This window comes from Gemmata sp. SH-PL17 (assembly GCF_001610855.1).
Lineage (GTDB): Bacteria > Planctomycetota > Planctomycetia > Gemmatales > Gemmataceae > Gemmata > Gemmata massiliana.
In genome coordinates this window covers 6661071-6684277 of sequence record NZ_CP011271.1, presented here as the reverse complement: position 1 = coordinate 6684277, position 23207 = coordinate 6661071, and the positions used below count along the sequence as shown (strand labels likewise).

The following is a 23207-nucleotide window of genomic DNA, read 5'->3' as shown; positions in this document are numbered from 1 at the left end:
ACTCAATGCGGGGCGGACGACCTTAGAACTCCGTGAAGCCGTCGTCTCCACCACCGCCACCGCCACCGAGCCGGTCGAGCTCGTGGGTCTTGCTCATGGCCCGGGCGACCGCGGGCCGGGGCTTAGGGTTCGAGGGCTTGCTCCGGGGGGCCTTGTGCGTCGGCTTGGGAGCGGGGCGCTCGTCGTGCCCGAGCTTGAACCGGGCGACGAGGTCGCGGAGTTGTCCGGCTTGGTCCGTGAGGGTTTGTGCGGTGGCCGACATTTCTTCGGTCTGCGAGGCGTTGCGCTGGGTGACGGAGTCCATCTGCGAAACGGCCTTGTTGACCTGATCGATGCCCGTGGACTGTTCCTTACTGGCCGCGGCGATCTCGGTGATGATGTCGGTCACGCGCTTGACGCTGGTCACGATGTCGCCGAGCGTCGAACCGGACTGGTTCACCAATTCCGTACCCGCATCGACCTTCTTCACCGAGTCCTCGATCAAAGACTTGATTTCCTTGGCCGCGGTCGCGGAGCGTTGAGCGAGGTTGCGGACTTCGGATGCGACGACCGCGAACCCGCGCCCTTGCTCGCCGGCTCGTGCGGCTTCGACAGCGGCGTTGAGCGCGAGCAGGTTGGTCTGGAACGCGATCTCATCAATCGTCGTGATGATGTCCGCGATCTTCTTCGAGGCCTCGTTGATCTCGCTCATCGCGCCCACCGCGTGCCCCACAACCTGCCCGCCCTTCTCGGCGATTTCCTTGGAGTTGCTGGCGAGTTGGCGGGCTTGTTGGGCGCTGTCCGAGTTCTGGCGCACGGTCGCGGTGATTTCTTCGAGCGTGCTGGCGGTTTCTTCGAGGCTGCTCGCTTGTTCCTGGGCGCCGGTGGAAATCTCGTCGCTGGCCGAGGACAGTTGACCCGAGGCGTCGGCGAGCTGCTCGGACACCTCGCGCACGCCCTCCAGGGCTTCGCGCACCGAGATCATGGCTTTGTTGAGCGCGGCGGACATTTGGCCGATTTCGTCGGTGCCCAGGTCCGGGGCCTCTTGGGTGAAGTCCCCCGCGGCCAGTGCGTTGACCGCGGTCATGATGGTCGCGACCTTCTGTTTCAGCTCGATCGTGTCCTCTTTGACCTTGTGCTCCATGTTCTTGGCGGCGGTGATGTCGGTGGCGTACTTGACGACCTTGTACGGTTTGCCGTTGAGGTCCGGGATCGGGTTGTACGAGGCCTGAATCCAGACCTCCTTGCCCCCCTTGCCGATGCGCTTGAACTCGCCCGCGACGGATTCCCCGCGGTTGAGCCGGCTCCAGAAATCGCGGTACTCGGAACCGGAGGCAAGGGCCGGGGGTACAAACATGCTGTGGTGGCGCCCCTGGATCTCGGGCAGACTGTACCCCACCGTGCGCAGGAAGTTTTCGTTGGCGCTCACGATGGTCCCATCGAGCTTGAACTCGATTACCGCCTGGGACTTGCCAATAGCCACAATTTGAGCCGCGAAGTCCGCGTTCTGTTCGCGCTGCTTACCGACGGCTTCCCAGCTCACCTTGTCTTGTTGGAGCGCGATGTGGATGCCCTGGACCGTGGCGTTGAGGGCCGCGCCCATCTGCCCGAACTCGTCGGTCGAGGTTACTACGGCCTTCTGCGTCAGGTCGCCGGTGGATACGGCCCGGAGCACCTGTACGGTCGCGGCCAACGGGCGCACGACCAACCCCCGGAAGAAGATTCCCAACCCCAGGGCCGCGAGCATCGCGCCCCCGATCACCACGAACATCGTCGTCCGGGCCGCGGCGTACTCCTTGCGCGCTTCGCCCGCATCTTTCTCACCAACTTCTTTTTGGAGGTCGATGAGGGCGTCCAAGGCGTCGCCCATCTTGTTCGCGTTCGCGGTCGATCCGAGGCACAGCTTCTCGGCCTTATCGAGATCACCGGATTTAAGGGCCGCCATCGTCGCTTCGTGGTCCCGGCGGAACTCCTCCAGGCGCGGGCGGAACTCGCCCCAGAGCTGCTTTTCCCTCTCGATCATGGGATACGATTCGTACCGCGTGTACCCGTCCCGGATGTTGACCCAGGCCTTTTCCAGACCGGTTACAGCGCCGCGGTACGCTTCTTCGTTCTTGCTCCGGGCCGACAGGATCAGGGTGCGCTCGTTGCGCTGGATCGTGTTGACGCCCTTCCCGCGCATGTCGTTCAGCGCGTTAATCGAGGGGATCAGGTTCGCGTTCGCGTTCTCCAGCGCCGCGTTCATGTCGCTCATGGACGTGAGCGCGAAGTAGCCGACACCGGCGCTGGCCACGGCGAGTAGGAGGAACCCCACAATCAGACGGGTACCGACCCCCAGGTTGTTGAACGTTTTCATGGTTTGGTCCCGCCCGAAAAATATGTTCTCGCGTAACCCGATCCGCGTTGCGGCCGGGGGCGAAATATTGTCTTTGGTGAATCCACTTAATCTCTAGCTCGCAATCGCTCGTGCGGTCGAATCTTTTATCTTGATGGGCGGTTGAGCTAATGAGACGGCTGAGAACTCAGCTAAGGCAAGAAACCGCGATTCAATGACGCGAGCAGTCGGGGCTTCGGGAGTGAAGAAACAGCTCCCTCCCGAAGCCCCGACTGCTCACCATGATACACGATGGTGCGGGCGTTAGAACTCAGTAAATCCGTCATTACCAGTACCACTGAACGAATCACGTTCGTGGGTCTTACTCATGGCCCGAGCGACCGCGGGCCGGGGCTTGGTGGCCGGGGCCTTCGCACGAACGGGCTTGCTCGTGGAACGCGGAGCGGGGCGCGCGTCGCTGAGTTTAAACCGGGCGACGAGGTCGCGGAGTTGTGCGGCCTGGTCCGTGAGTGCTTGGGCCGTGGCCGACATTTCTTCGGTCTGCGAGGCGTTGCGCTGGGTCACCGAGTCCATCTGCGAAACGGCCTTGTTGACCTGTTCGATCCCGGTGGACTGTTCCTTACCCGCGGCCGCGATCTCGGTAATCAGGTCCGTCACGCGCTTGACCGAGGTCACGATCTCGCCGAGCGTCGAACCGGACAAGTTTACGAGTTCGGTGCCCGCGTCCACCTTCTTCACCGAGTCCTCGATCAGTGACTTAATTTCTTTTGCGGACGTGGCACTGCGCTGGGCTAAGTTGCGCACTTCCGAGGCCACCACTGCGAACCCGCGCCCCTGCTCGCCGGCGCGAGCGGCCTCTACAGCGGCATTGAGGGCGAGTAGGTTGGTCTGGAACGCGATCTCGTCAATGGTCGTGATGATGTCCGCGATCTTCTTCGAGGACTGGTTGATCTCGCTCATCGCGTCGACCGCGTTGCCGACGACCTGGCCCCCGCGCTCGGCCACGCCTTTCGAGTTGCTGGCGAGTTGGCGGGCTTGCTGGGCGCTGTCCGAGTTCTGTCGGACCGTGGCCGTAATCTCTTCGAGCGTGCTGGCGGTTTCTTCGAGGCTGCTCGCTTGTTCTTGAGCGCCGGTGGAAATCTCGTCGCTGACCGCGGACAGCTGGGACGAAGCATCGGCGAGTTGCTCGGACACCTCGCGCACGCCTTCCAGAGCGGTTCGCACCGAAACGACGGCCTTGTTCAGTGAGTGCGCCATTTGCCCGACCGAGTCGGCGCCCAGATCCGGGATCTCTTGCGTGAAGTCCCCGGCGGCCAGGGAGCTGACCGTCGTAATGATCGTGTCGATCCGGCTCTTGAGTTCGGCCGCTTGCGCCCGTTCCACTTCGGCTTGCGCGCGGGTGGCCGCGGCCTCGCGCTCGGTGCGCTCGCGCGCCTCGGCCGCTTCCCGCGCGGCGCGCTCGCGGTCCCGTTCGACCTGGGCGCGCTCGGCTTCCTTGGCGGCCACGAGCGCGCCAATGGCGACGTTCAGCGCCGCGGACATTTGCCCGATCTCGTCCGTGGACGTGACCTCGGCCCGGTGCGTGAGGTCGCCCTTCGCTACGGCTTCGAGGACGTGCATCGTTTTCTGAAGCGGGCGGGCGGTGAGCCGCGACAGCCCGACCCCGAGGGCGACGGCCAGGGCGCACGCCCCGATCACAACGGTCGTCACGATCCCGCGGAGTTGGGCGTAGGTCGCGCTCGCGTCGGTCTGGGCCTGTTTGATGAGTTCCTGCTTCGACTCGACCAGCGCATTGATCTTTTCTTCCATCGAATCGGCGATCGCCCGGATGCGCGGGAGCGGGGCCTTGGCCTCCTCGTCTTTCTGTGCCCGTGCCAGGGTCACGATTTCGTCCTGGAGCGGGCGCAGCTCGTTGAACTGGCGCTCGACTTCGGCCGCCTTGATTTTCGTGTCGTTTTTGACGATCGTTCGCCGGTACTCTTCAAACTCGGTCCGGAACCGCTGGTCCGCCCGGCGGATGTCGGCCGCACGTTTGTCGATACTCGCGGTGTCGGTGTCGAGAATCGCGTTGCGGACGGCGCGCGAGATCCGGAGCAGTTCCCCGTTGGCTTCCTGAACGTGGTTGAGGCCGTCGGCGTGCTTGGCGATGTCATCGGCGCGGTCGTTGACTTGTCCCAACCCATGCAGCCCGAGCCCCCCGGTACACGCGACCAGGAGAACCAGGATGGCGAAGCTGATACCCAGCTTCGCCGCCATTTTCAGATTACGAAACCAGCTCATTACGAACTCTCCTTCTCCCGAGAGGGAGCGGGACCAACCGACCGTCGGAGCTGGCGGGAATGTCCCGCTCGGCCCAGTGAGCACAATCACACGCGGTTCCGGGCAGCACAATCTGCGGTCATTTTCATGGAGCCGCGCGTCAAAAAAGACGATATCCGCAAGAGCGTCAAAGTAGGTTCGGGTTCTGTATTCGTGGTAACTGGCACAATCGGCATCATTGAACCGGAGGCGCCCTCGTGGACCAAAGGCTGTCCGCACTTCTGATGGCGGTACTCGTGCTCTGTACCGGGTGCGTGGCCGCCAACCGCCCGTTGCCGGAGTACCGCACTCGTCAGGCGCTCTTCTCGTGGAAGGGCGAGAAGGAATCCGACAAGGACGACAAAAAAGAACCCGACAAGAACGAGGCCGGGGGCAAGGAGCCCGGCGACGACGAGCCGAACGGGGACAAAAACGGTGGAGAGAGGAAGTCGGAGGAGCCGGACCCCATCGTGACCGAGCGCCCGGACTTTACCAATTCGAGTCGGACCATCGGTCGGAATCGGATTCAGCTCGAAAGCGGGTACACGTTCACCTCGGACGGCCGCGGCGCGAGTCGCATGAACTCGCACGCTTTCTTGGAGGCACTGGTGCGGGTCGGGATATTTGCCGACTGGTTCGAGGTCCAAATCGGGCAAAACTTCTTGCACACGCGCGCCGCGGACCCCGCGAACCCCGCCGGGGTCAATCTCCAAACCGGTCCCCAGGACCTTTATTTGGCGTCCAAGTTTGCTCTGACGAAGCAGGACGGCATTTTGCCCGAAACGGCCGTGACCCTTCAAATGACCCTTCCCACCGGGTCGCGCGAACAAGGGTCTAACAAGGTGCTGCCCGGGCTACTGTTCCTGTACTCGTGGGACGTCATCCCGGACCGCATCTCACTCGCCGGGAGCAGCGTGTTCGCGAACGCGGAAGAGGACGACCACGGGTACTTTTCGTATGCTCAGTCGCTTTCGGTCGGGTACACGCTCACCAAGCGTCTCAGTGCGTACACCGAGTGCTTCGCCCTTTTTCCTTCGGGCGCGACACCGACACAGGTCGGGCCGGAGTACTACTACAACGGTGGTTTTCTCTACCAAGTCACGCCCAACTTCCAGCTCGACATCCGGTTCGGTGTGGGGCTGAACAAGCACGCGGACGATTTCTTCACGGGAGTCGGGTTCGCGATCCGGTACTGACGGCGCGGCCCCTATTGTCTTCGCGGGTGGGGAGCGAGTCTTCCCCGCATGCTCTTATCGAAGCCGCGTGGGAAGATTTGCGTGGCAGTGTCGTGGTGTTATGGGATGTTAATCATAATATTAATTGATATATAATTGGTAACTCTTGATTATTTTCGTGTTCCATTTCGTAACCCGATCAGGCGCTAATCGCTCGCTCGCTTGCTGAAAGCCTACTGCCGACCGCCGCGATCCGAACCAAGGCAAACGCAAGCAGTTAGCCAATTCCGGTTGCAAGACGGTATTCTTTTGTTCATGTTGTGTATAATGAGTGTGTTGGCCGGAGCACTTCTCGCAGAACGTGCCGGTACTTTGGGTGCACACGTGAGGGGGCTTGTTAGCGAAATGTTAGCCGTTGTTAGTGATTGTTTTCGCAATTGCCGAAGGGGAGATGTGTCAGAAGTATTTGAAATATTAGTAGTTAGAACTCTTTCACTCGGAACGGTGCTCCGTTCACTGATGCGGCCCCAAAATGTTAGCGATTGTTAGGGTCGCTCATAACTACGGGCGCGGGGGGATCTCTTGAGGAGTAGGGGAGTGGCACTGTAACCTATCTGTCCAGACGCCTCGATCAGGTGACGTTCGCTCCGGAGCTGATGATGCTGCCGCTCGTGTTGTCCCTGGCTCTTTCTGCTCCACCGGACCCGCTCGCGTTCACGGTCATCGGTACTACGGAGAGCGCCCCCACCGGGAAACTCCGGGCGGTGTCGCTCACACTTGGGGCGGAAGTCGCCACGACCGGTGGTTCGCAGACGGTGCCGCGCTTGGTTGCACTACGAAAGCCCAATACCGCCCTTCCACCGTTCCCGACCGGGGCGCACATCATCACCGCGGTCGGGGATCGTGTACCCGGGAAAGTCACGGGCGGCGACGCGAAAGCACTGTACTTCACGCACGCAACGACCGACGAGAGCTGGTCGATCGCGCTCGACGCGGTCGCTGCCGTGTGGTTGAAACCGCCGGCAGCCGATACCCCGTCCGATCCGGCCAAATACACCTGGCTGGCGGGTACACCGACCCGCGACGCGCTGCTGTACCGCAACGGCGACACGGTTCGCGGCACGCTCACGGGCTTCACGGCTACGGGCGTGAAGTTCACACCGGACGGCGGAGCAGCGCGTGACGTGCCACTAGCGGACCTCGCAGCTATTGGCTTCAACCCGCGTTTCGTGCGCCCGCGCAGACCGAAGGGGCCGTATGCCGGCCTCGTGCTCACCGACGGTACGCGATTAAATGTGAACGAGGTCGCGTTGAAGGGAAACGCCCTCGTTTGCAAGGCCGCGTGCGGTCCGGCGATCGAAGTACCGCTCACGAAGCTGGTGGCTCTTAACGTATTTCAAGGCCCCGCGGTGTACCTCTCCGACCTGAAGCCGAAGAAGGCGGAAACGGTCGGATTTCTCGGTGACGGCTGGGCATGGGCCGCTGACCGCACGGTACGTGGGAACCCGCTGTTCCTTCAGTCGGGGGAAGGGGAGGAGACGTTCGATAAGGGGCTCGGAACGCACCCGAAGACGGTGCTGACATACGATCTCGCGGGGAAATACGGCCGCTTTGAGGCGGTTGTTGGACTCGATGCTGTAACTGGGAAACGGGGGCTCGCGGACGTGCGCATTCGTGTCGACGGTAAAGAGGTTCCGCTTCCCGAACTGAAGGCTCTCGCGGCCGGCAACGCGATCCCGGTGAAGGTCGATGTCCGCGGCGCGAAAGAACTTGCGCTCGTGATCGATTTCGGACCGGCCGGAGACGTGCAAGCGGACGTGAATTGGGGCACCGCGCGATTGGTAGAGCAACCAGCAACCGCACTCGGGCAATGAATTGCGTGCGGAAGACGAACGGCTGACGTGAGCCGGTCGGTGCATGGTCTGACTCGCTGTACTGTAACCATCCCAAATAACAACCGAGCCGTTTGGCAGAGATTGGTTGCAACCAATCTCTGCCAAACGGCTCGTGATAACCACCATCTCGAAGGCTTTAGCGCTTCGAGAACTGCGTCCCACGGCGGGCGCCGCGGAGACCGTACTTCTTACGTTCCTTCATGCGGGCGTCGCGGGTGAGGTAGCCCGAGTCGCGGAGCTTCTTCACCATGCCGCTGGCGATGTCGGCCGGCGACGCGGGAGCCGCTGCTGCCGGCGCGGTGCCTACGGGGATGAGCGGCGTGCCTTCGTTCACCGGGGCCGCGGGTGCGGCCGGCTTCGGCGCGATGGCCTTCGCCCGGGCCTGTTCCTTCTTCTCGTCGCGGAGGGCCTTGATGACGGTCGTGGTGCCGAAGACCTTGGCCTTCTGCTCGTCCGCCGGGCTGAACATGGTCTTCATCGCGCGGGCGAGGCCCTGCGACACGGCCCCGGCCTGGCCGGTGATGCCGCCGCCCTTGGCGGTCACGAACACGTCCACGCGGGTCAGTTGGTCGGTGATCTTCAACGGCCCGAGGACCGCGCCGCGGTCCTTGTCTTCGTTGAAGTACTGGTCGAACGGCTTGCCGTTGATGAGCACTTGCCCCTTGCCCTCGGTGACCCGGACCCGGGCCACGGCGGTCTTGCGCCGGCCGGTGGCGATGTAGTAGGTGCGGTGCGCTTTCGGGGCTTTCGCGGGCTTCTTCTCGGCCATTGTCAGTGAGTCCTTGAACGATGCCGGTGGGGTATCTCGGTGATCGGAACCGGGCGGAACCAGTTACGTTTCGCCCGCCGAAATCATTTGAGTTTGAGTTCTTGCGGCTGTTGGGCCTGGTGCGGGTGCTGGTTGCCGGTGTAGATCTTCAGCTTGCCGAGCTGCTTGTAGCCGAGCGGGCCGCGCGGCATCATGCGCTTCACGGCGCGGCGGATGATCTCTTCCGGCTTGCGGGCGAGCATCTCCTTCGCGGAGGTGATCTTCTGCCCGCCGGCGTAGTGGGAGTAGTCCTGGTATTCCTTCTGGTCCCACTTCTTACCGGTGAACTGCACCTTCTCCGCGTTCACCACCACGACGAAGTCACCGGTGTCGCAGTGCGGGGTGTAGGTCACCTTGTGCTTGCCGCGGAGGACGTTCGCGATCGTGACCGCGAGGCGGCCGACGACGAGATCGGTGGCGTCGATGACGACCCAGTTCTGTTGGACGGTCGCCGCGTTCGCGAGAGTTGTGGACATCGTTTGCAATCCGCTTCCGGCCCGGGCCGGGGTGACAAAAACAGAATACGCGACGCTTCGTCGGCGCCGGAAGACTATCATGCTACGTCGCCGGGTCCGGCCGTCAAGTCCGCTACAATGGGTAGTTCCAAGTTCCGAGCCTTGAAACAGAAGCGCCCGGGACCGAGTCTTCACGAGGCTCCGGTCCGCGCACGCGGCGTCTCGAACGCCGGAAAATGGAAAGAGCCAGGGGCCGCGCCCGAATCACTCAGTAGTCACAGAAATGTGTTGACGAAGTCACCCAATGGAGGACGTCATGGCCGTTGCGCCCGCTCTCGCTCCGCCGCACGAGTACCCGACGTTCGGTCTCCCGTCCGGTTCGATCCGCGGTATCTTATCGGTGCTGATTTGCTCGTTCTTCTGGATCGTGCTCCTGTTCCCGGCCGGTACCACGATAACGGTTCCGCTGGGGCACTTCTTCCTGCTCACGCTGGTGTTTTTGGCCTTCGCGTCGCACCCCGGAACGGACGCGCGAACGTCGGCCGTGCTCCCGTGGCTGATGCGCGTGGTCTTCGTGGGCGGCAGCGCCGCGGTGGTCGCGTTCGCGATCTGGAAGGATCCGGAACTCGCGGCGGCCCGGCTCACGCCCGGCACGAACGAAATCTCGCAGTGGCCGGTGCTTCTCGGGTGCCTGGCCGGGGGGTTCGGGGTTGCTCTCTTTCTCCGGTTCGTTATCGGGCGCAACCACAACCTGTTTCTCTCGATCCGCGCCTGGGTCGGTACGGTCGCCATGATGCTTCTGTTCGTGGAGACGATCCTCCAGTTCCTCGTGCTCCCCAATGTGGCGGAGAAGAACTTGGAAGCACTGAAAATCTGGGAGGGGATCATCATCGCGGTCGTCGCCGGGTACTTCGGATCGCGGGCTTGACCAACGCGGAGCGTGGAGCGCGGAACGCGGAAGGCAAAAATGCCCTTTGTGTTTCGCGTTCCACGCTCCGCATTCCGCGCTTCGAGTGAAGTTTGCGTCTCACCTGAACCTGTCCTAGTGTTGGGCGGAAATCACGTCCCCGCCCGAACGGAACTCCGGGCGGCGGTGCCCCCGCACGCACGGTGAGCGATGTCCGTACCTTCCTCGATCGAAGAGCTTTTGCAGTTGATCCGCAAGAGCGGCATGGTGGAAGAGACGAGGCTCTCGGCGTACCTCCAGCGGCGCCAACTGACGCGCGGGGTGTCGGTCGATCCGCGAGAGCTCGCCGAAGAACTCGTTCAGGACGGGGTGCTGACCTACTTCCAGTCCGAACAGTTCCTGCTCGGGAAGTGGCGCGGGTTCACGATCGGGAAGTACAAGCTCCTGGAGCGCGTCGGGGTCGGCGGCATGGGGCAGGTGTTCCTGTGCGAGCACATGTTCATGCGCCGCCGGGTCGCGGTGAAGGTGCTCCCGCCCGCGAAGGCCGAGCAACCCGCTGCTCTGGGGCGGTTCTACCGCGAGGCCCGCGCTGCCGGGAGCCTCGATCACCCGAACATCATCCGCACGCACGACATCGACCAGGACGGTAACCTCCACTTCATCGTGATGGACTACGTGGACGGGCCGAACCTGCTCGACGTGGTGAAGCGGTTCGGCCCGATGGACCTTCAGCGCGCGGTGAGCTACGTGCGCCAGGTCGCCGGGGGGCTGGAGTACGCCTTCCGTAACAAACTCATTCACCGCGACATCAAGCCGGGCAACATCCTCATCGATCGCAAGGGCGTCGCGCGCATTCTGGATATGGGTCTGGCCCGGTTCCTGAACGACCACACCGACCAGCTCACCATCAAGTACGACGACAAGATCGTGCTCGGCACGGCCGACTATGTGGCGCCGGAACAGGTCGCGAACAGCCACTCGGTGGACATCCGGGCGGACATCTACGGCCTCGGGTCGACGTTCTACTTCCTGCTCGCCGGGCACCCGCCGTTCCCCACGGGCACGGTGTCGCAAAAGCTCCTCTGGCACCGGACCAAGGAACCGGCTCCGATCCGACAGATCCGGCCCGAGGTACCCGAGGGGTTGGCCGTCATCGTCGGGAAGATGATGGCCAAAGACCCGAAAGCGCGGTACCAGACGCCGGCCCAGATCGTCGCCGAACTGGAGGCCTTCGTGTCGACGGGCGTGCCGCTCCCGGCCGCCGAGGAGATGCCGGTGCTCAGTCCGGCCGCGATGGAAGGAACCACTGAGGAAGAGTGCGAAGCGGTCATCGAAACGCCGCTCGATACCGCCGCGACGCTGAACGCGCCGGTCGGCAGCCAGGTGAAAGCTGCGTCCGCCGCCGCGGTGTTGACGCCCCCGGCCCTCAACCCGTTCGGGGCACCGAATGCGTCGCCGTGGGGAACCGGTCCGCGACTTCCCCCGGTGAACCCGCTCGCCAAACCGGGTTCGCGCCCGGTGTTGGCGCCGCTCCCGTCCGCACCCCCGCGATCGGAGGCGCCCGAGGCTCAAACACCCGCAACACAGCGAGAGCCGTTCACGCCGTCCAACCCGTTCGGCGGTGAAGTTAGCCCGCAAACGACCACACCACCCGCGAAGAAATCGCCCTGGGCGACTCTCGGCGCCGGGGTGATTATTGGCGTCGCGATCATTATCGCGGTGGTGCTCGCGAAGCTCCTGTAATGTGATTTCTGTGGTTTCGCGCCGGTCCGTTATGGGCGGGCGCGAGACCGACGGCATTTTGTACGCTCACTTCGACCCGGGATAACCCGCTCAATCGCCCCAATCTTCCTTGAACCGCTCCCGTTCGCGCGGATTAGCCTTCCTCGTTGCCCCCGTCGCGCAGTAATCTTTACCCATCCCACCTGCCTTCTCGCGCATCCATTTGGCGGAGACCCTCCTACCATGCGCACGCTCTCCCTTGCGTCGCTTGTGCTCGTTCTTACGGGGCTAATGCCCAACACACCGGACGCGACCGCGGCCCCCCCGCCCCCCGCCCCGCCGGAGTTCGCGCCGAATCAAACGCCGACGAAACCGACGCCGTTTCCGGTGAAAATGGTCGATCAGGGCACGTTCGACCCGAAGCTCAAGGGCACGTATTTGCCCGAGGGTTTCAAAGCGGAAATCGTTGTTGATGCCCCGGACGCCATCAACCCCGTCGGCATGACCTTCGATCCCGAGGGCAACCTGTACGTGATGGAATGGCGCCCGGACGCGGTGACCGGCGACCGGTGGTTCGAGGTGAAAGAAACCTTCCGCTACCGCGACGGCACCGTGCGGCAGGTCGCGACGATGAAGAAGTTCACCACCGACCTCATCAAGATGTTCAAATACTCCCCGAGCACCGGGAAGTTCGAGAAGCCGCAGATCATCATTTCGGAAGAACTACCGTCGAGCATCCTCTACCACGAGGGCTGGCTCTACGTGACCGGGCGCGGGACCGTGCGCCGGTGGAAGCAGTCGAAGCCGAACGGCCCGTGGGACGTGCGCGAAACGGTCGCGCAGGGTTTCTGCGGGTTCCACCACCACCAAGTTTCCGGCCTCACGCTCGGGAACGACGGGATGCTCTACCTCACGAGCGGTGACGACGACAACTTCGTGGAAGGCTCGGACGGGAGCCGCGCGACCGTGCTGCGCACCGGTGCGGTCTTCCGGTGCCGGCCCGACGGCTCGAAGATGGAAACCTACTCCATCGGCTACCGGAACCCGTACCGCGACATCGCTTACGACGACAAGTTCAACCTGTTCCACACCGACAACGACCAGGAAGACGGCAGCAAATTCCAGGGCTGCCGCATCATGCACGTGGCGGAGGGCGCGGACTTCGGCTGGCGCCTCCGGATCGGTGCGCGGTGCTGCCAAACGGACTTCGTTCGCGGCGCGGTCGCGGGCGAGTTGCCGGGTAAGGTGCCCCCGATGATTAAGACCGGGCGCGGGTCGCCGGCCGGGATGCTGATCTACCACGACACCCGCATCCCGGAACAGTACCGCGGGCTGATGTACTACCCGGACGTCTACCGAAAACTGGTTCGCGCGTACAAGGTCGCGCCGGACGGCAGCACGTTCAAGATCACCAACGAGTTGGAGTTCATGAAGAGCGACGACCCGCTCTTCCGCCCGTGCCAGATGGTGACCGGTCCGGACGGGGCCATTTACGTCTGCGACTGGCGCACCAACTCTGGTGGCGCCGGGAAGCTCTCCGGCGACGGGACCAACGGCCGCATCTACCGCGTGACTTGGGCCGGTACCACCGAGCAACCCGCACTCGCGCGCCGCGGAATGGATTCGTGGTCGAAGATCAGCAAGCAGTCCGATGCGGACCTGCTGAAGACGCTCGCGGCGCCGGACCTGACCGACCGCGTCGAGGCCCGCAAGGAACTGGTGCGCCGCGGACCGAAGGCGCGCGACCTCGTGTTGAAGAAGTTCATTTCCGGGGCGCTGGACGGCGACGCCCGGCTCGTGGCGCTCGGCGTGCTGCAAGCGAACTGGTCGCCCGAAGTCGAAGACCTGTTCCGCCTGTTGATGAACGACGAATCGGGTGACGTGCGCCGACTCGCGGTGGACGGTCTCGCGTACAACGCGAAGCCGAAGGACCAGCGCGTGTACGAGGCGATTCTGAAGGCGCTCGGCGACCGCGAACCGGCCGTTCGCCGGGCGGCCGCGCTGGGGCTCGGGCGCCTCGGGGCCGACGGGTCCGGGGAAACCCTCGTCAACTCGCTGCGCCAGGACGCCGAAGCCGATGCGTACCTGAAGGACGCTTACGTCCGGGCGATCGAGCGCCTGGGCAAACCCGGCATCGACGCTCTACTGACGCTCGCGCAGACCAACGACAAGGGCGCGAACCTCGCGGCCGAGGTGTTCCTCGGGTTGCGGACCAAGCCCGCGGCCGACGCGATCCCCGAAATCATGCTCCACCCGCACGTGACACCCGCCCAGCGCGAGGCCCTCGTGCGATCGTACACGAACTACCAGTTCGACCCGCCCGTTTCGCTCGACCCGCTCGCGGACTACCTCACGAAGCGCCCCAACGAGCCGGCGAACGTGCTGCTCGCCGCGGTCGATGTGTTCACGGCAAGCGGCACGGCCCTCGCCCCGCGCGCGGTGAACCTCGTGCTCGATTTGCTCTCGCGCCCGGACGAAATGACCCGCCTCTCCGCGATCGTCGCGATCGAATCGGCTCGCATCAAGGAAGCGACCCCGAAGCTGATCGAGTTCGTCGGCGATTCCAACCGCACGCAGGTGGAACGGGTTGCGGCGGTGAAGGCGCTCCGCGTGCTCGGTGATAAGGCCGCGGTCGGGCCGATCAAGACGCTGCTCAGTGGCCAGCACCCCGCGCTCCTGAAGGCCGAATCGCTCCGGGCGCTCGCCGCACTCGACATCGTGTCGGCGCGCACGGCGGCCGAACCGCTACTCGACCAACCCGACCCGACGCTCCTGACGGAAGCCGTCACCGTATTGGCCGCGACCAAGCCCGGCGCGAAGCTGATCGGCGAGCGGTTCGTGGCGAAGAAGTTGCCGCGCGAGTTCTTTGCGCAGGTGAACGACGCGATCAACAAGTTCGCGGACGACCCCGCGTTCGCCAAGCTCCGCGCCGACGTGCTCCGCGGCGGCCTGCTCCTTTCGCTGGAACCGGGGCAAGTGGATAAGATCCGTGTTCTGGTGAACTCGAAGGGGGACGCGAAGAAGGGTAAGGAATTGTACCTCAACACGAAGGTGCTCGCATGCGCTACCTGCCACCGGGTCGAGGGCGTGGGCGGCGCGGTCGGCCCGGACTTGACGCGCGTGTGGGACACGCACACCGTCGAGAAACTGCTCGAGTCGATCGTCGATCCGAGCAAGGAAATCAAGGAGGGGTTCCAGACGTACCGGCTCGTAACGGCCGACAGTAAGGTGTACACGGGCCTGAAGGTCAAGGACGACGCGAAGGAAGTCGTCATCCGTGACGCTAACGGGCGCGATAACCGCATCGCGAAGGACGAGATCGAGGCCCTGACGCCGAGCAAGCTCTCGCTGATGCCCGATAACGTGGTGTCGCAGATCACGTTCGAGCAGTTCATCGACCTGCTCGCGTTCCTCAAGAGCAAGGCCGAACAGGAATCGCTGCGTGGGTTGGTGGTCGATTCGACGGTCGCGGGACCGTTCCCGGCCGATATGAGCGGCAGCAAGATCGACCCGATCACGGAAGATAAGTGGAAGCCCCTCGCGGCCGAGCCGAACGGCAAAATGGACCTGAAGGCCGCGTTCGCGCCGACGAACACCCCGGCCGTTTACGTGCGGGCGTATGTGTTCGCACCGAAGAAGCAAAAGGCGGCTATCGCCCTGGACAGCACGAACCCCTGGCGCGCGTGGGTCAACGGGTCGACCGCGGCCCCCGTGGAGACGTTCGAGGTCGAACTGAAACAGGGCTGGAACGTGATTCTGGTGAAGGTGGTGAACAGTGGGAAGCCCGCGACGCTGGGCGTGCGCGTGACCGGCGACGGCCTGCGCACAGCGGCTCGGCCGGACACGGCCCCGACCAGCGGCACCGGCGGGCAGTGACCACGTTCCGGGTTCCTGAAGTTTCAAGTTCCACGGGTACGGCGCCGAGTCAAATCACTCGGTGCCGTACCCGCGTCTGTTGAAGCCGTTGGAACCGCAGGCGCGATCTTAGTAGATACCGCCGTGGACGCGCTCGGGCGTCAGGTGGCTGGGCTGGTCGTTGAACCAGAAGCGGCGCCACTCGTTCTGGATCTGCCGCAAATCTTCCGATTGATACAGCAATTGCTGCATCCGGATGTTCGGATCGCTGGAATACTGGTTGAGTAGGCAACCGCTATTAGCGGTCAGCGCGGTGGCCGCGATCAACGCCAGTAGTAGTTTGCGGAAGATGAATTTGCGGACCATGTCCGGCCTCCGTGCGCTGTGTACGCTGCTCGCCGCACGGCGTCCGCGTCCCCCACGCTGACAACCGCCCGGCGAGCCGTACCCCACTTATCGGCACCACCGGTCAGGGCCTTGAATTCAAATTTGTTTTTCTAGGCCGCACAGACGGACCGTCAGTCTACCGGAGCAGGATTATGATGGACGCCACTTGAACGAATGCGAGGAAGTTGCGAGCGGTTTCCTCGTAACGGGTGGCGATCCGGCGGTACTGTTTGGCCTTGGCCCAGAACCGCTCGACCAAGTTGCGGCCCTTGTACCGGTCCGTGGCACGGTCCGGTTCTCCCAACTCGGGATCACGGCCTCACCGCCACGAGCCTCGACCGCGTTCACGAGTTCCTGCTGGTCGTACCCCTTGTCACTAATCACCACCGCTGCCAGAACTCGCTCCAACTGAGCTGGGGCGTAGGTGATGTCGGCCTCTTGGCCCGCACTCGGCACGAACCGCGTCGGTAACCCGAGCCGCATTCACGCGGCCGTGGATCTTGGTCCCGTGTAATCGACCCGCTACCGGTACCCACCGAAAAGCAGTTCGAGCCGCATTCACGCGGCCGTGGATCTTGGTCCCGAATTCGCCCCGATTGCGCCATGTACCACCGGCTTTGGGGGGGATCCGGTGGCGGAGGGTGGGCGCGGATCACCGTGGGGGCGAGAATCAGCCACTCCCGGTCCGGATCTTGGAGCGCCTCGAACACGTTCTTCCAGATCCCCACCCGGGACCACCGCCCGAACCGCCGCCACACCGCGTTCCAGTGCCAGAACCGTTCCGGCACGTCGCGTCACGGGATACCCGTGCGGGCCACGAACAGCACCGCATCCACGAACCGGCGCGTACCTTTCTTCGGACCGTGCGCGGGGAGCAAACCCTTGATCCGCTCCCAATCGATGTCCGAGATCGCGTGGCGCGGTAGCGCGGCAAACCTCCGAGGGAGCCCGCTAAACTATCGGCCCGGAATCGGTACCGCCCACATGCACTAGCCCCATCCGTCCACTCCTCGGGTTGCAGACCGTCGCGTCTGCCGCGACCAGATCACAACAATTTTCACGCACCCAAGCTCCGACGAGGCTGAGGGTTGCGTGATATTTCATTATTAAATACGGTTATCCTGTGGAATATTAAGTTTTATTATTTATAACTTCTGTCGCCGGCCTGCTGTGGTTCCCGTCCCTGTTCCCAATCGAGGAGCTTTAAATGGGCGCTCTACCGTCACGCCGTTCGGCGTTCACCTTGATCGAATTGCTGGTGGTGATCGCGATTATTGCGATCCTCATCGGTTTGCTCCTGCCCGCGGTCCAAAAGGTCCGCGAAGCCGCCGCACGCATGAGCAGTCAAAACAATCTCAAGCAGATCGGGCTGGCGACGCACAACTTCCTGGGCGTGAACAACTCGTTCCCGCTGGCCAACTACTACCCGCAGACCGCGAACCCCGACGGCACGTACACGTCGGTCGACCCGAACTTCCACGTCATCAGCAGCGGGTGGTCCGTGATCCTCCCGTACATCGAGCAGGACAACATGGCCCGCCGGTACAACCCCAAGCTGCACCCGTTCGACACCACCGACCCGGACGGCGACGGGTTCACCAATCAGATGATCTCGAACATGCCACTGAAGACCTTCGTGGCGCCTGCCGACCCGCAACCCACCGCGGTGCAGTACCCGGGATGGTCGAGCTACTACTGGTGCTCGGGCAACCGCCGCTACCAGGGCGTCGGGCAACCGGGTACGGGGGCCGACGGGTTCACGCCCTCCGACGGGGTTATCCTCCCCGGAAAAGAAGGCGCTCGCGTGACCCTGCTGAGCATCACCGACGGCACGTCGAACACGTTCCTCGCCGGCGAGGGGCACCACACGCTCAAGGGGTACTCGTTCACGAGCGGCCCGCTCGCGGGGCAGGCGCGGACCGGCGACACGACGTGGAACTACGGGCACATCTACTTCAGTTACCAGTACACCGAAGCCCCGATGAACACCCAGCAGGTCGCGAGCTGGGCCTACGACCCGGCCCGCACCTCGGAAGACGGCAAATACAGCTTCCGCAGCTCCCACATCGGCGGGGTGAATTTCCTACTCTGCGACGGCTCGGTCCGGTTCATCAGCCAGTCGATCCCGATGGCGACGTACAAGGCACTCGGCAGCCGCGCGGGTGGAGAAGTGATCGGCAACTACTAACGGAGTGCGTGCGTGAAACGGTTCGCGTTGTTGGCAATCGCCCTCGTATCGGTCGGGTGCGGGTCGTCCGCCCCCGCAACGGGCGAACCGGCCAGGAAGATCACCTGGTCCGAGTACCAGAAGATGGACGCCGAGCAGAAGGACGACCCCTACGTCGTGGACAACCTCGACGACGAGGCCAAGAAAAAGCGGACCGAAGCCGGCCGCAAGAAGAAGTGATTTTCGCCCCAATTTTGTTTCCAACTACCAACCGACCGAAAGGACCGACCCATGATCCGCTCTCTACTCGTTCTCACAGCACTCGTCACGGCCCCGTTCGCGGCGCTCGCGCACATGGTTTATGTCGTTCCCGGCGCTGACGGGAAGGCCATCGTTGTCGTGTTCAGCGATACGCTCGATCCCGACACGAAGGTGACGACCGACAAGCTCGCCGGGCTGAAGCTGACCGGCCACACGGCTGATGGCAAGAGTGTCGCGATCGAAGCCAAGCGGGAACCGCACCAGTTCACCGCGACTCTGCCCGCCGGGACAGCGGTTGTTTCTGGCGACGTCATTTACGGTCTGATGACCAAGAGCGAGAAGCCGACGCTGCTCGTGTATCACCCAAAAGCGGTGACAGGCGGTGCGACCGGCGCCAAGACGACAGTGGGTGAGTCCGCGGCGCTGGAAGTGGTCCCAGTCACGGAAGGTGGAAAGACTCGATTCCGGCTGCTCGCGAAGGGGAAGCCGGTCGCCGGCTCGGAGGGGAACGTGCTGTTGCCGGACGGGAAGAAGGAAAAGGTGACGACCGACAAAGAGGGTTACACGGGCGCCTTTGAGGGGAGCGGGCGGTTCGCTGCGTGGTTCCGTCACGCTGAAACCCGAGCGGGAGAACACGACGGCAAGAAATTCGAGGAGGTTCGCCACTACGCCACGCTCGTGGCCGACATCGCCAAGTAGTCACCCACCCCCAACACCCCACGAGGACCAAAGATGACCCGTGAACCAATGTGGGACGTGTCGGCCGCGTCTCACTTACTCAGCCGCACCAGTTTCGGCGGCACCCCGCAGCAAGCGGAGCGGCTGGCCGCACGCCCACTCAAAGACGCGGTCTCCGCACTCATCGAAGAGGCCCAGCGCGTGCCCGCACCGCAGAAGCCCGCGTGGGTGAAAGAACCGTGGGTGAACACCGAGCGCGTGTACCCGGAGACGACCAACGAAGAGCGAATGGAGAACCACCGCAAGGCGGGCGAGCGCCAGTCCCGCGAGCGGAACGAACTCCGGTGCTGGTGGATCGACCACGCGATCCGCACGCCTGCGCCACTACGCGAGGTGATGACGCTGTTCTGGCACGGGCACTTCACCACCGAAGCGCGCCGGATGTCCGTCGCCCAGCCGCTCTACACTCAAAACGCAGCACTGCGGGCACACGCCTTGGGCAACTTCCGCGACCTGCTCGAAGCAGTCACGCTCGACGCGGCGATGATGATGTACCTCAACATGGAGGACAGCGACGCGAAGAAGCCGAACGAGAACTTCGCCCGCGAGCTCCTCGAACTGTTCACGCTCGGGATCGGCAACTATTCCGAAACCGACATCAAGGAGATCGCACGGGCGCTCACCGGCTGGACGCTCAGCGCCCCGCCCGGGTCCAAGACGCGCCCGCTCGTTGAGGGCGCGCCGCGTGCCTTCTGCCGCGACGGGTTGGTGCCGACGTTCGTGAAGGAGAAGCACGACGCGGGCGAAAAGACCGTTCTCGGCAAAACCGGGCGATTCGGAGCAAAGGAGGTTCTCGATATCGTTGCGACCCACCCTGCAACCGCGAAGTTCGTAGCGGGCAAGTTGGTCGCGTTCTTCGGTGCCGCAGACTCGAAGAACGAACTCCGGGACCGAGTGGCTGAAGCGTTCGTGGCGTCGAAGGGGAACATCGCCTCGGTGCTGGCCGCGTTGCTCACGTCGCCGGAATTCTTCGCAAAGGAGAGCCGCGGGACGCTCATCAAGTCGCCGGTGCATTTGCTCGTCGGCACCTGCCGGTTGCTCGATCTCGATGTCACCGCCACGCCGAGTTTGGCACAAGTCACGGCGGCGATGGGACAGGAACTGTTCAACCCGCCGAACGTGAAGGGCTGGCCGGGCGGTCGGGACTGGATCAGTTCGGGGACGCTGGCCGTCCGCTATCACCTGCCGGAAGCGCTGTTCGACGGCACGGAGCCGGGCGGATTCGAGCCGCTCGCCACTGACCGCTTCTTCGCACTGCCGGCCGACGAAACCGCGCGCCGCGATCTCATCAAACGCATCCAGGTCGCGGACCAGTTGCGGAAGGCGGAACGCAGGAAAGATGGGTTCAAGGTCACCTTCGTTCCAGAGAAAGCTGTGGGCGGGAAGGTTCCAGAGAAGACCGAAGCGCTGGTCGACGTACTTCTGGCCCGGCTCCTCGCGGTTCCCTCGCGCCCCGACACGAAGGCCGCACTCGTCGATGCCGTCAACCAGGTCGAACCGGCCGAGCGAGTAAAACTCGCGTGCCGGCTGATCCTCATGACCCCCGAATACCAACTCGCCTAACGGAGATTTTCATGTTTCCCTCAATTGATCGCCGGCGGCTCCTGAGTGTCGGGGCGCTCACCGCGACCGTGCCCGGCTTCCTGTCCGAAACCGGCCGACTGATCGCGGGCGACGACCGAACTCCATCACTCGCAGCGAACAAAGACCGCGTGCTGGTGGTAATTCAACTGGCGGGCGGGAACGACGGGCTGAACACGCTCGTGCCGTTCCGCGACGATGTGTACTACAAAACGCGCCCCAAAATCGCGATCGCGCGGGACAAAGCACTAAAGGTGACGGACGAGTTCGCGCTGCACCCCGAAATGAAGGAACTGCGTGCGCTTCACGACGATGGGCGGCTCGGCGTCGTCAGCAATGTGGGGTACCCGAACCCGAATCGTTCGCACTTCCGGGCCACCGAAATCTGGGAAACAGCGACCCCAGAGAAGGACGTTCTAACGGGTTGGGTCGGGCAGTACTTCGACGCGGAGTGCCGTGGGATCGCGTCGCCGATGCTCGGACTGCAACTCGGCGAAAAGCCCGCACTCACATTCGCGCACGCCAAGAGCCGGGCCGTTACGCTCACCAATCCGCGCCTGTTCCAGTGGGACACCGGCACCACCGGCCACGCGATGGACCGACTGAACCGCGTGCGCCCGACGGGGAACGATCAGCTCGATTTCCTCCAGCGCACGGCGAACGACACGCTCATGCTCTCGAAGAAGATTCAGGACGCGCTGAAGGACACGCGGGCCGCGACCGAGTACGCCCCGTTCAACTTCTCGCAGTCACTCAAAGTGGTCGCGCAGATGATCGCCGCGGACGTGCCGACGCGCGTGTACTACGTCTCGCTCGGCGGGTTCGATACGCACGTCACGCAGGTCGGTCGGCACGCCGGGCTGCTCCAGGAACTGAGTCAGGGCCTCGGCAGTTTCGTGAAGGACTTGAAGGCTCTGGGGCACCTTGATCGCACGCTGGTGATGACGTTCAGTGAGTTCGGTCGGCGAGTCGCAGAGAACGAGCAACAAGGAACCGACCACGGCACCGCGGGCGTGATGTTCCTGGCTGGCGGGAATGTGAAAGCCGGTATCCACGGCGCGCGACCGAATCTGACCGATCTCGATGAGGGTGACCTGAAGTTCGGGACGGACTTCCGCCGCGTGTACGCGACCGTTCTCGCGAACTGGTTCAAGGCGGACCCGAAGTCAATTCTGGGCGGGGAGTTCCAGCCGCTTCCGTGCCTCGCGTGACAACGAATTGTGCGCGCCTTTCGCGGTCGGCCGCATGAGTCCTGAGGAGCACAGATAGTAATCCCCAGACTCATTGCGGCCAGTTCCAGAAAGCCATCAAAACGAGATCGTATGAGTGGTTCCTCGCTGCCGGTGACGGTTCTTTCAGGCTTTTTGGGAGCCGGGAAGACGACTCTGCTGAATCACGTTCTCGCGAACCGCGAGGGCTTGAGAGTCGCAGTGATCGTTAACGACGTGTCCGAAGTGAACATTGATGGCGCACTGGTCAAAACCGGTGGTGCGGCACTCTCGCGTACCGACGAGAAGCTGGTGGAAATGCAGAACGGCTGTATCTGCTGCACACTTCGCGAGGACTTGCTACAGGAGGTAGCGCGGTTGGCCAAGGAGGGCCGCTTCGATTACCTGCTGATCGAATCTACGGGCGTTTCGGAACCGCTCCCGGTTGCCGAGACGTTCACGTTCGAGGACGAAACCGGGCACGCACTTTCGGCGGTCGCTCGGCTCGACACAATGGTCACCGTGGTGGATGCGGCCAACTTTCTCGACGACTATTTCTCGCCCGCGTCACTTACGGACCGGAACCTCGCTCTTAGCGCGGAAGACGATCGAGATGTGGTGAACCTGCTAGTCGATCAGGTCGAATTCGCCGACGTGATTGTTCTGAACAAGACCGATCTTGTCTCTTCCGAGAAACTCGATCAACTCGAAGCCGTGATTCGCGCGCTGAACGGCTCCGCGAAGATCATTCGCTCGGAGCGAGGGCGCGTTCCGCTGAACGAAATCCTCAACACCAAGCGCTTCGATTTCGAGCGTGCGGCGAACGCGCCGGGCTGGATGGCCGTGATGCGCGGCGACGAGCGGCCTGAAACGGCCGAATACGGCATCAGCAGCTTCGTCTACCGCGCCCGGAAGCCGTTTCATCCCGAGCGCCTGCACCAGTTTATGGTGAACGACGAGCTGACCGATTCTTTGCTCCGTTCAAAAGGGTTAATGTGGATCGCGACCCGACCGCAGTGGGCCGCCCTGTGGTCGCAAGCCGGGCGCGTGGTGGAGTTGTCACCGCAAGCCGTGTGGTGGGCCGATGTCCCGCGTGACCAGTGGCCCACCGACTCGGATGAGCGAACCGAGATCCTGGCAACCTTTGAGGGCGAATACGGCGATCGTCGACAAGAACTGGTCTTTATCGGGCAATCGCTCGATCAGGTCGCCATTCGCGCCGCTCTCGATGCCGCGCTGATGACGGAAGCCGAGATGTGCGGCGGATCAGTCGCGTGGGCACAAATCAACGACCCGCTCCCCGAATGGCTCGCGCTCGATCAATAACTCGTGCCCGTTTATCACGCGGGCGCCTCGAAACGCGCCGCAATCCCCCGATTCATGCACCTCGTTCCGTACCTTTTTGCGCGAAATCCCGCTCCCAATTGTCCCGCGCC

16 protein-coding genes and 3 pseudogenes are annotated in these 23207 nt (G+C 63.4%); 11 read left to right on the top strand and 8 right to left on the bottom strand.

Annotated features, from left to right (window positions below; all coding sequences use genetic code 11):
- Positions 1 to 22: 22 nt before the first annotated feature.
- Both VT84_RS27545 and VT84_RS27540 read right to left on the bottom strand, forming a co-directional pair.
- Entirely contained in the window at positions 23 to 2335 is a 2313-nt protein-coding gene (locus VT84_RS27545) for a methyl-accepting chemotaxis protein (protein ID WP_082841757.1), read from the bottom strand.
- Positions 2336 to 2617: 282 nt separating this feature from the next.
- Positions 2618 to 4594: a methyl-accepting chemotaxis protein gene (locus tag VT84_RS27540; protein WP_082841756.1), complete on the bottom strand. Its 1977-nt coding sequence runs from the start codon at positions 4592 to 4594 to the stop codon at positions 2618 to 2620.
- 236 nt (positions 4595 to 4830) lie between these two features.
- On the opposite strand from VT84_RS27540, the gene VT84_RS27535 reads away from it, so the two are divergent.
- Complete coding sequence (locus VT84_RS27535) at positions 4831 to 5808, top strand: transporter (RefSeq protein WP_082841755.1); 978 nt, start codon at positions 4831 to 4833, stop codon at positions 5806 to 5808.
- 614 nt (positions 5809 to 6422) lie between these two features.
- A complete protein-coding gene (locus VT84_RS27530) occupies positions 6423 to 7661 on the top strand; it encodes an NPCBM/NEW2 domain-containing protein (protein ID WP_157469875.1) in 1239 nt (412 codons plus the stop codon).
- 157 nt (positions 7662 to 7818) lie between these two features.
- Here VT84_RS27530 and rpsI (VT84_RS41305) read toward each other — a convergent pair.
- The 3 genes and pseudogenes from rpsI (VT84_RS41305) to rplM all read right to left on the bottom strand — a co-directional run.
- Positions 7819 to 7920: pseudogene (gene rpsI, locus VT84_RS41305) on the bottom strand (30S ribosomal protein S9); the annotation flags it as partial.
- Positions 7921 to 8130: 210 nt separating this feature from the next.
- Positions 8131 to 8451, bottom strand: a pseudogene (gene rpsI / locus VT84_RS41300) (30S ribosomal protein S9); the annotation flags it as partial.
- Between the two features lie 83 nt (positions 8452 to 8534).
- On the bottom strand, positions 8535 to 8966 hold the full coding sequence (rplM, locus tag VT84_RS27520) for a 50S ribosomal protein L13 (protein ID WP_052557395.1): 432 nt from the start codon (positions 8964 to 8966) through the stop codon (positions 8535 to 8537).
- Between the two features lie 295 nt (positions 8967 to 9261).
- On the opposite strand from rplM, the gene VT84_RS27515 reads away from it, so the two are divergent.
- The 3 genes from VT84_RS27515 (at position 9262) to VT84_RS27505 (ending at position 15450) form a co-directional block, all read left to right on the top strand.
- The gene (locus VT84_RS27515) at positions 9262 to 9873 is read left to right on the top strand and encodes a hypothetical protein (RefSeq protein WP_157469873.1); all 612 of its coding nucleotides are present in this window, start codon (positions 9262 to 9264) and stop codon (positions 9871 to 9873) included.
- 189 nt (positions 9874 to 10062) lie between these two features.
- Positions 10063 to 11595 carry a serine/threonine protein kinase gene (locus VT84_RS27510; protein ID WP_082841752.1) on the top strand — a complete coding sequence of 511 codons (1533 nt, stop codon included), beginning with the start codon at positions 10063 to 10065 and terminating at the stop codon, positions 11593 to 11595.
- 222 nt (positions 11596 to 11817) lie between these two features.
- The gene (locus tag VT84_RS27505) at positions 11818 to 15450 is read left to right on the top strand and encodes a PVC-type heme-binding CxxCH protein (RefSeq protein ID WP_082841751.1); all 3633 of its coding nucleotides are present in this window, start codon (positions 11818 to 11820) and stop codon (positions 15448 to 15450) included.
- A gap of 108 nt (positions 15451 to 15558) precedes the next feature.
- On the opposite strand, the gene VT84_RS27500 is transcribed toward VT84_RS27505, so the two are convergent.
- From VT84_RS27500 to VT84_RS42450, 3 genes and pseudogenes are all read right to left on the bottom strand, one after another.
- Positions 15559 to 15795: a hypothetical protein gene (locus tag VT84_RS27500; RefSeq protein ID WP_052555839.1), complete on the bottom strand. Its 237-nt coding sequence runs from the start codon at positions 15793 to 15795 to the stop codon at positions 15559 to 15561.
- 157 nt (positions 15796 to 15952) lie between these two features.
- Positions 15953 to 16120 (bottom strand): transposase, encoded by a 168-nt coding sequence (locus VT84_RS41295; RefSeq protein WP_082841750.1) that lies wholly within the window; start codon positions 16118 to 16120, stop codon positions 15953 to 15955.
- A gap of 50 nt (positions 16121 to 16170) precedes the next feature.
- Positions 16171 to 16299 (bottom strand): annotated as a pseudogene (locus VT84_RS42450) (IS5/IS1182 family transposase); the annotation flags it as partial.
- A 724-nt stretch (positions 16300 to 17023) separates the two neighbouring features.
- Between VT84_RS42450 and VT84_RS27480 the strand changes: the two are divergent.
- The 6 genes from VT84_RS27480 to zigA all read left to right on the top strand — a co-directional run bounded on the left by VT84_RS27480 (position 17024) and on the right by zigA (position 23097).
- Positions 17024 to 18004 carry a DUF1559 domain-containing protein gene (locus VT84_RS27480; protein ID WP_082841747.1) on the top strand — a complete coding sequence of 327 codons (981 nt, stop codon included), beginning with the start codon at positions 17024 to 17026 and terminating at the stop codon, positions 18002 to 18004.
- A gap of 12 nt (positions 18005 to 18016) precedes the next feature.
- On the top strand, positions 18017 to 18223 hold the full coding sequence (locus tag VT84_RS27475) for a hypothetical protein (RefSeq protein WP_052555834.1): 207 nt from the start codon (positions 18017 to 18019) through the stop codon (positions 18221 to 18223).
- A gap of 51 nt (positions 18224 to 18274) precedes the next feature.
- Positions 18275 to 18943, top strand: a complete 669-nt coding sequence (locus tag VT84_RS27470) for a hypothetical protein (protein ID WP_082841746.1) — start codon at positions 18275 to 18277, stop codon at positions 18941 to 18943.
- Positions 18944 to 18976: 33 nt separating this feature from the next.
- Positions 18977 to 20545, top strand: a complete 1569-nt coding sequence (locus tag VT84_RS27465) for a DUF1800 family protein (RefSeq protein WP_082841745.1) — start codon at positions 18977 to 18979, stop codon at positions 20543 to 20545.
- A gap of 11 nt (positions 20546 to 20556) precedes the next feature.
- Complete coding sequence (locus VT84_RS27460) at positions 20557 to 21774, top strand: DUF1501 domain-containing protein (RefSeq protein WP_082841744.1); 1218 nt, start codon at positions 20557 to 20559, stop codon at positions 21772 to 21774.
- A 111-nt stretch (positions 21775 to 21885) separates the two neighbouring features.
- Entirely contained in the window at positions 21886 to 23097 is a 1212-nt protein-coding gene (gene zigA / locus VT84_RS27455; RefSeq protein WP_082841743.1) for a zinc metallochaperone GTPase ZigA, read from the top strand.
- Positions 23098 to 23207 lie beyond the last annotated feature (110 nt).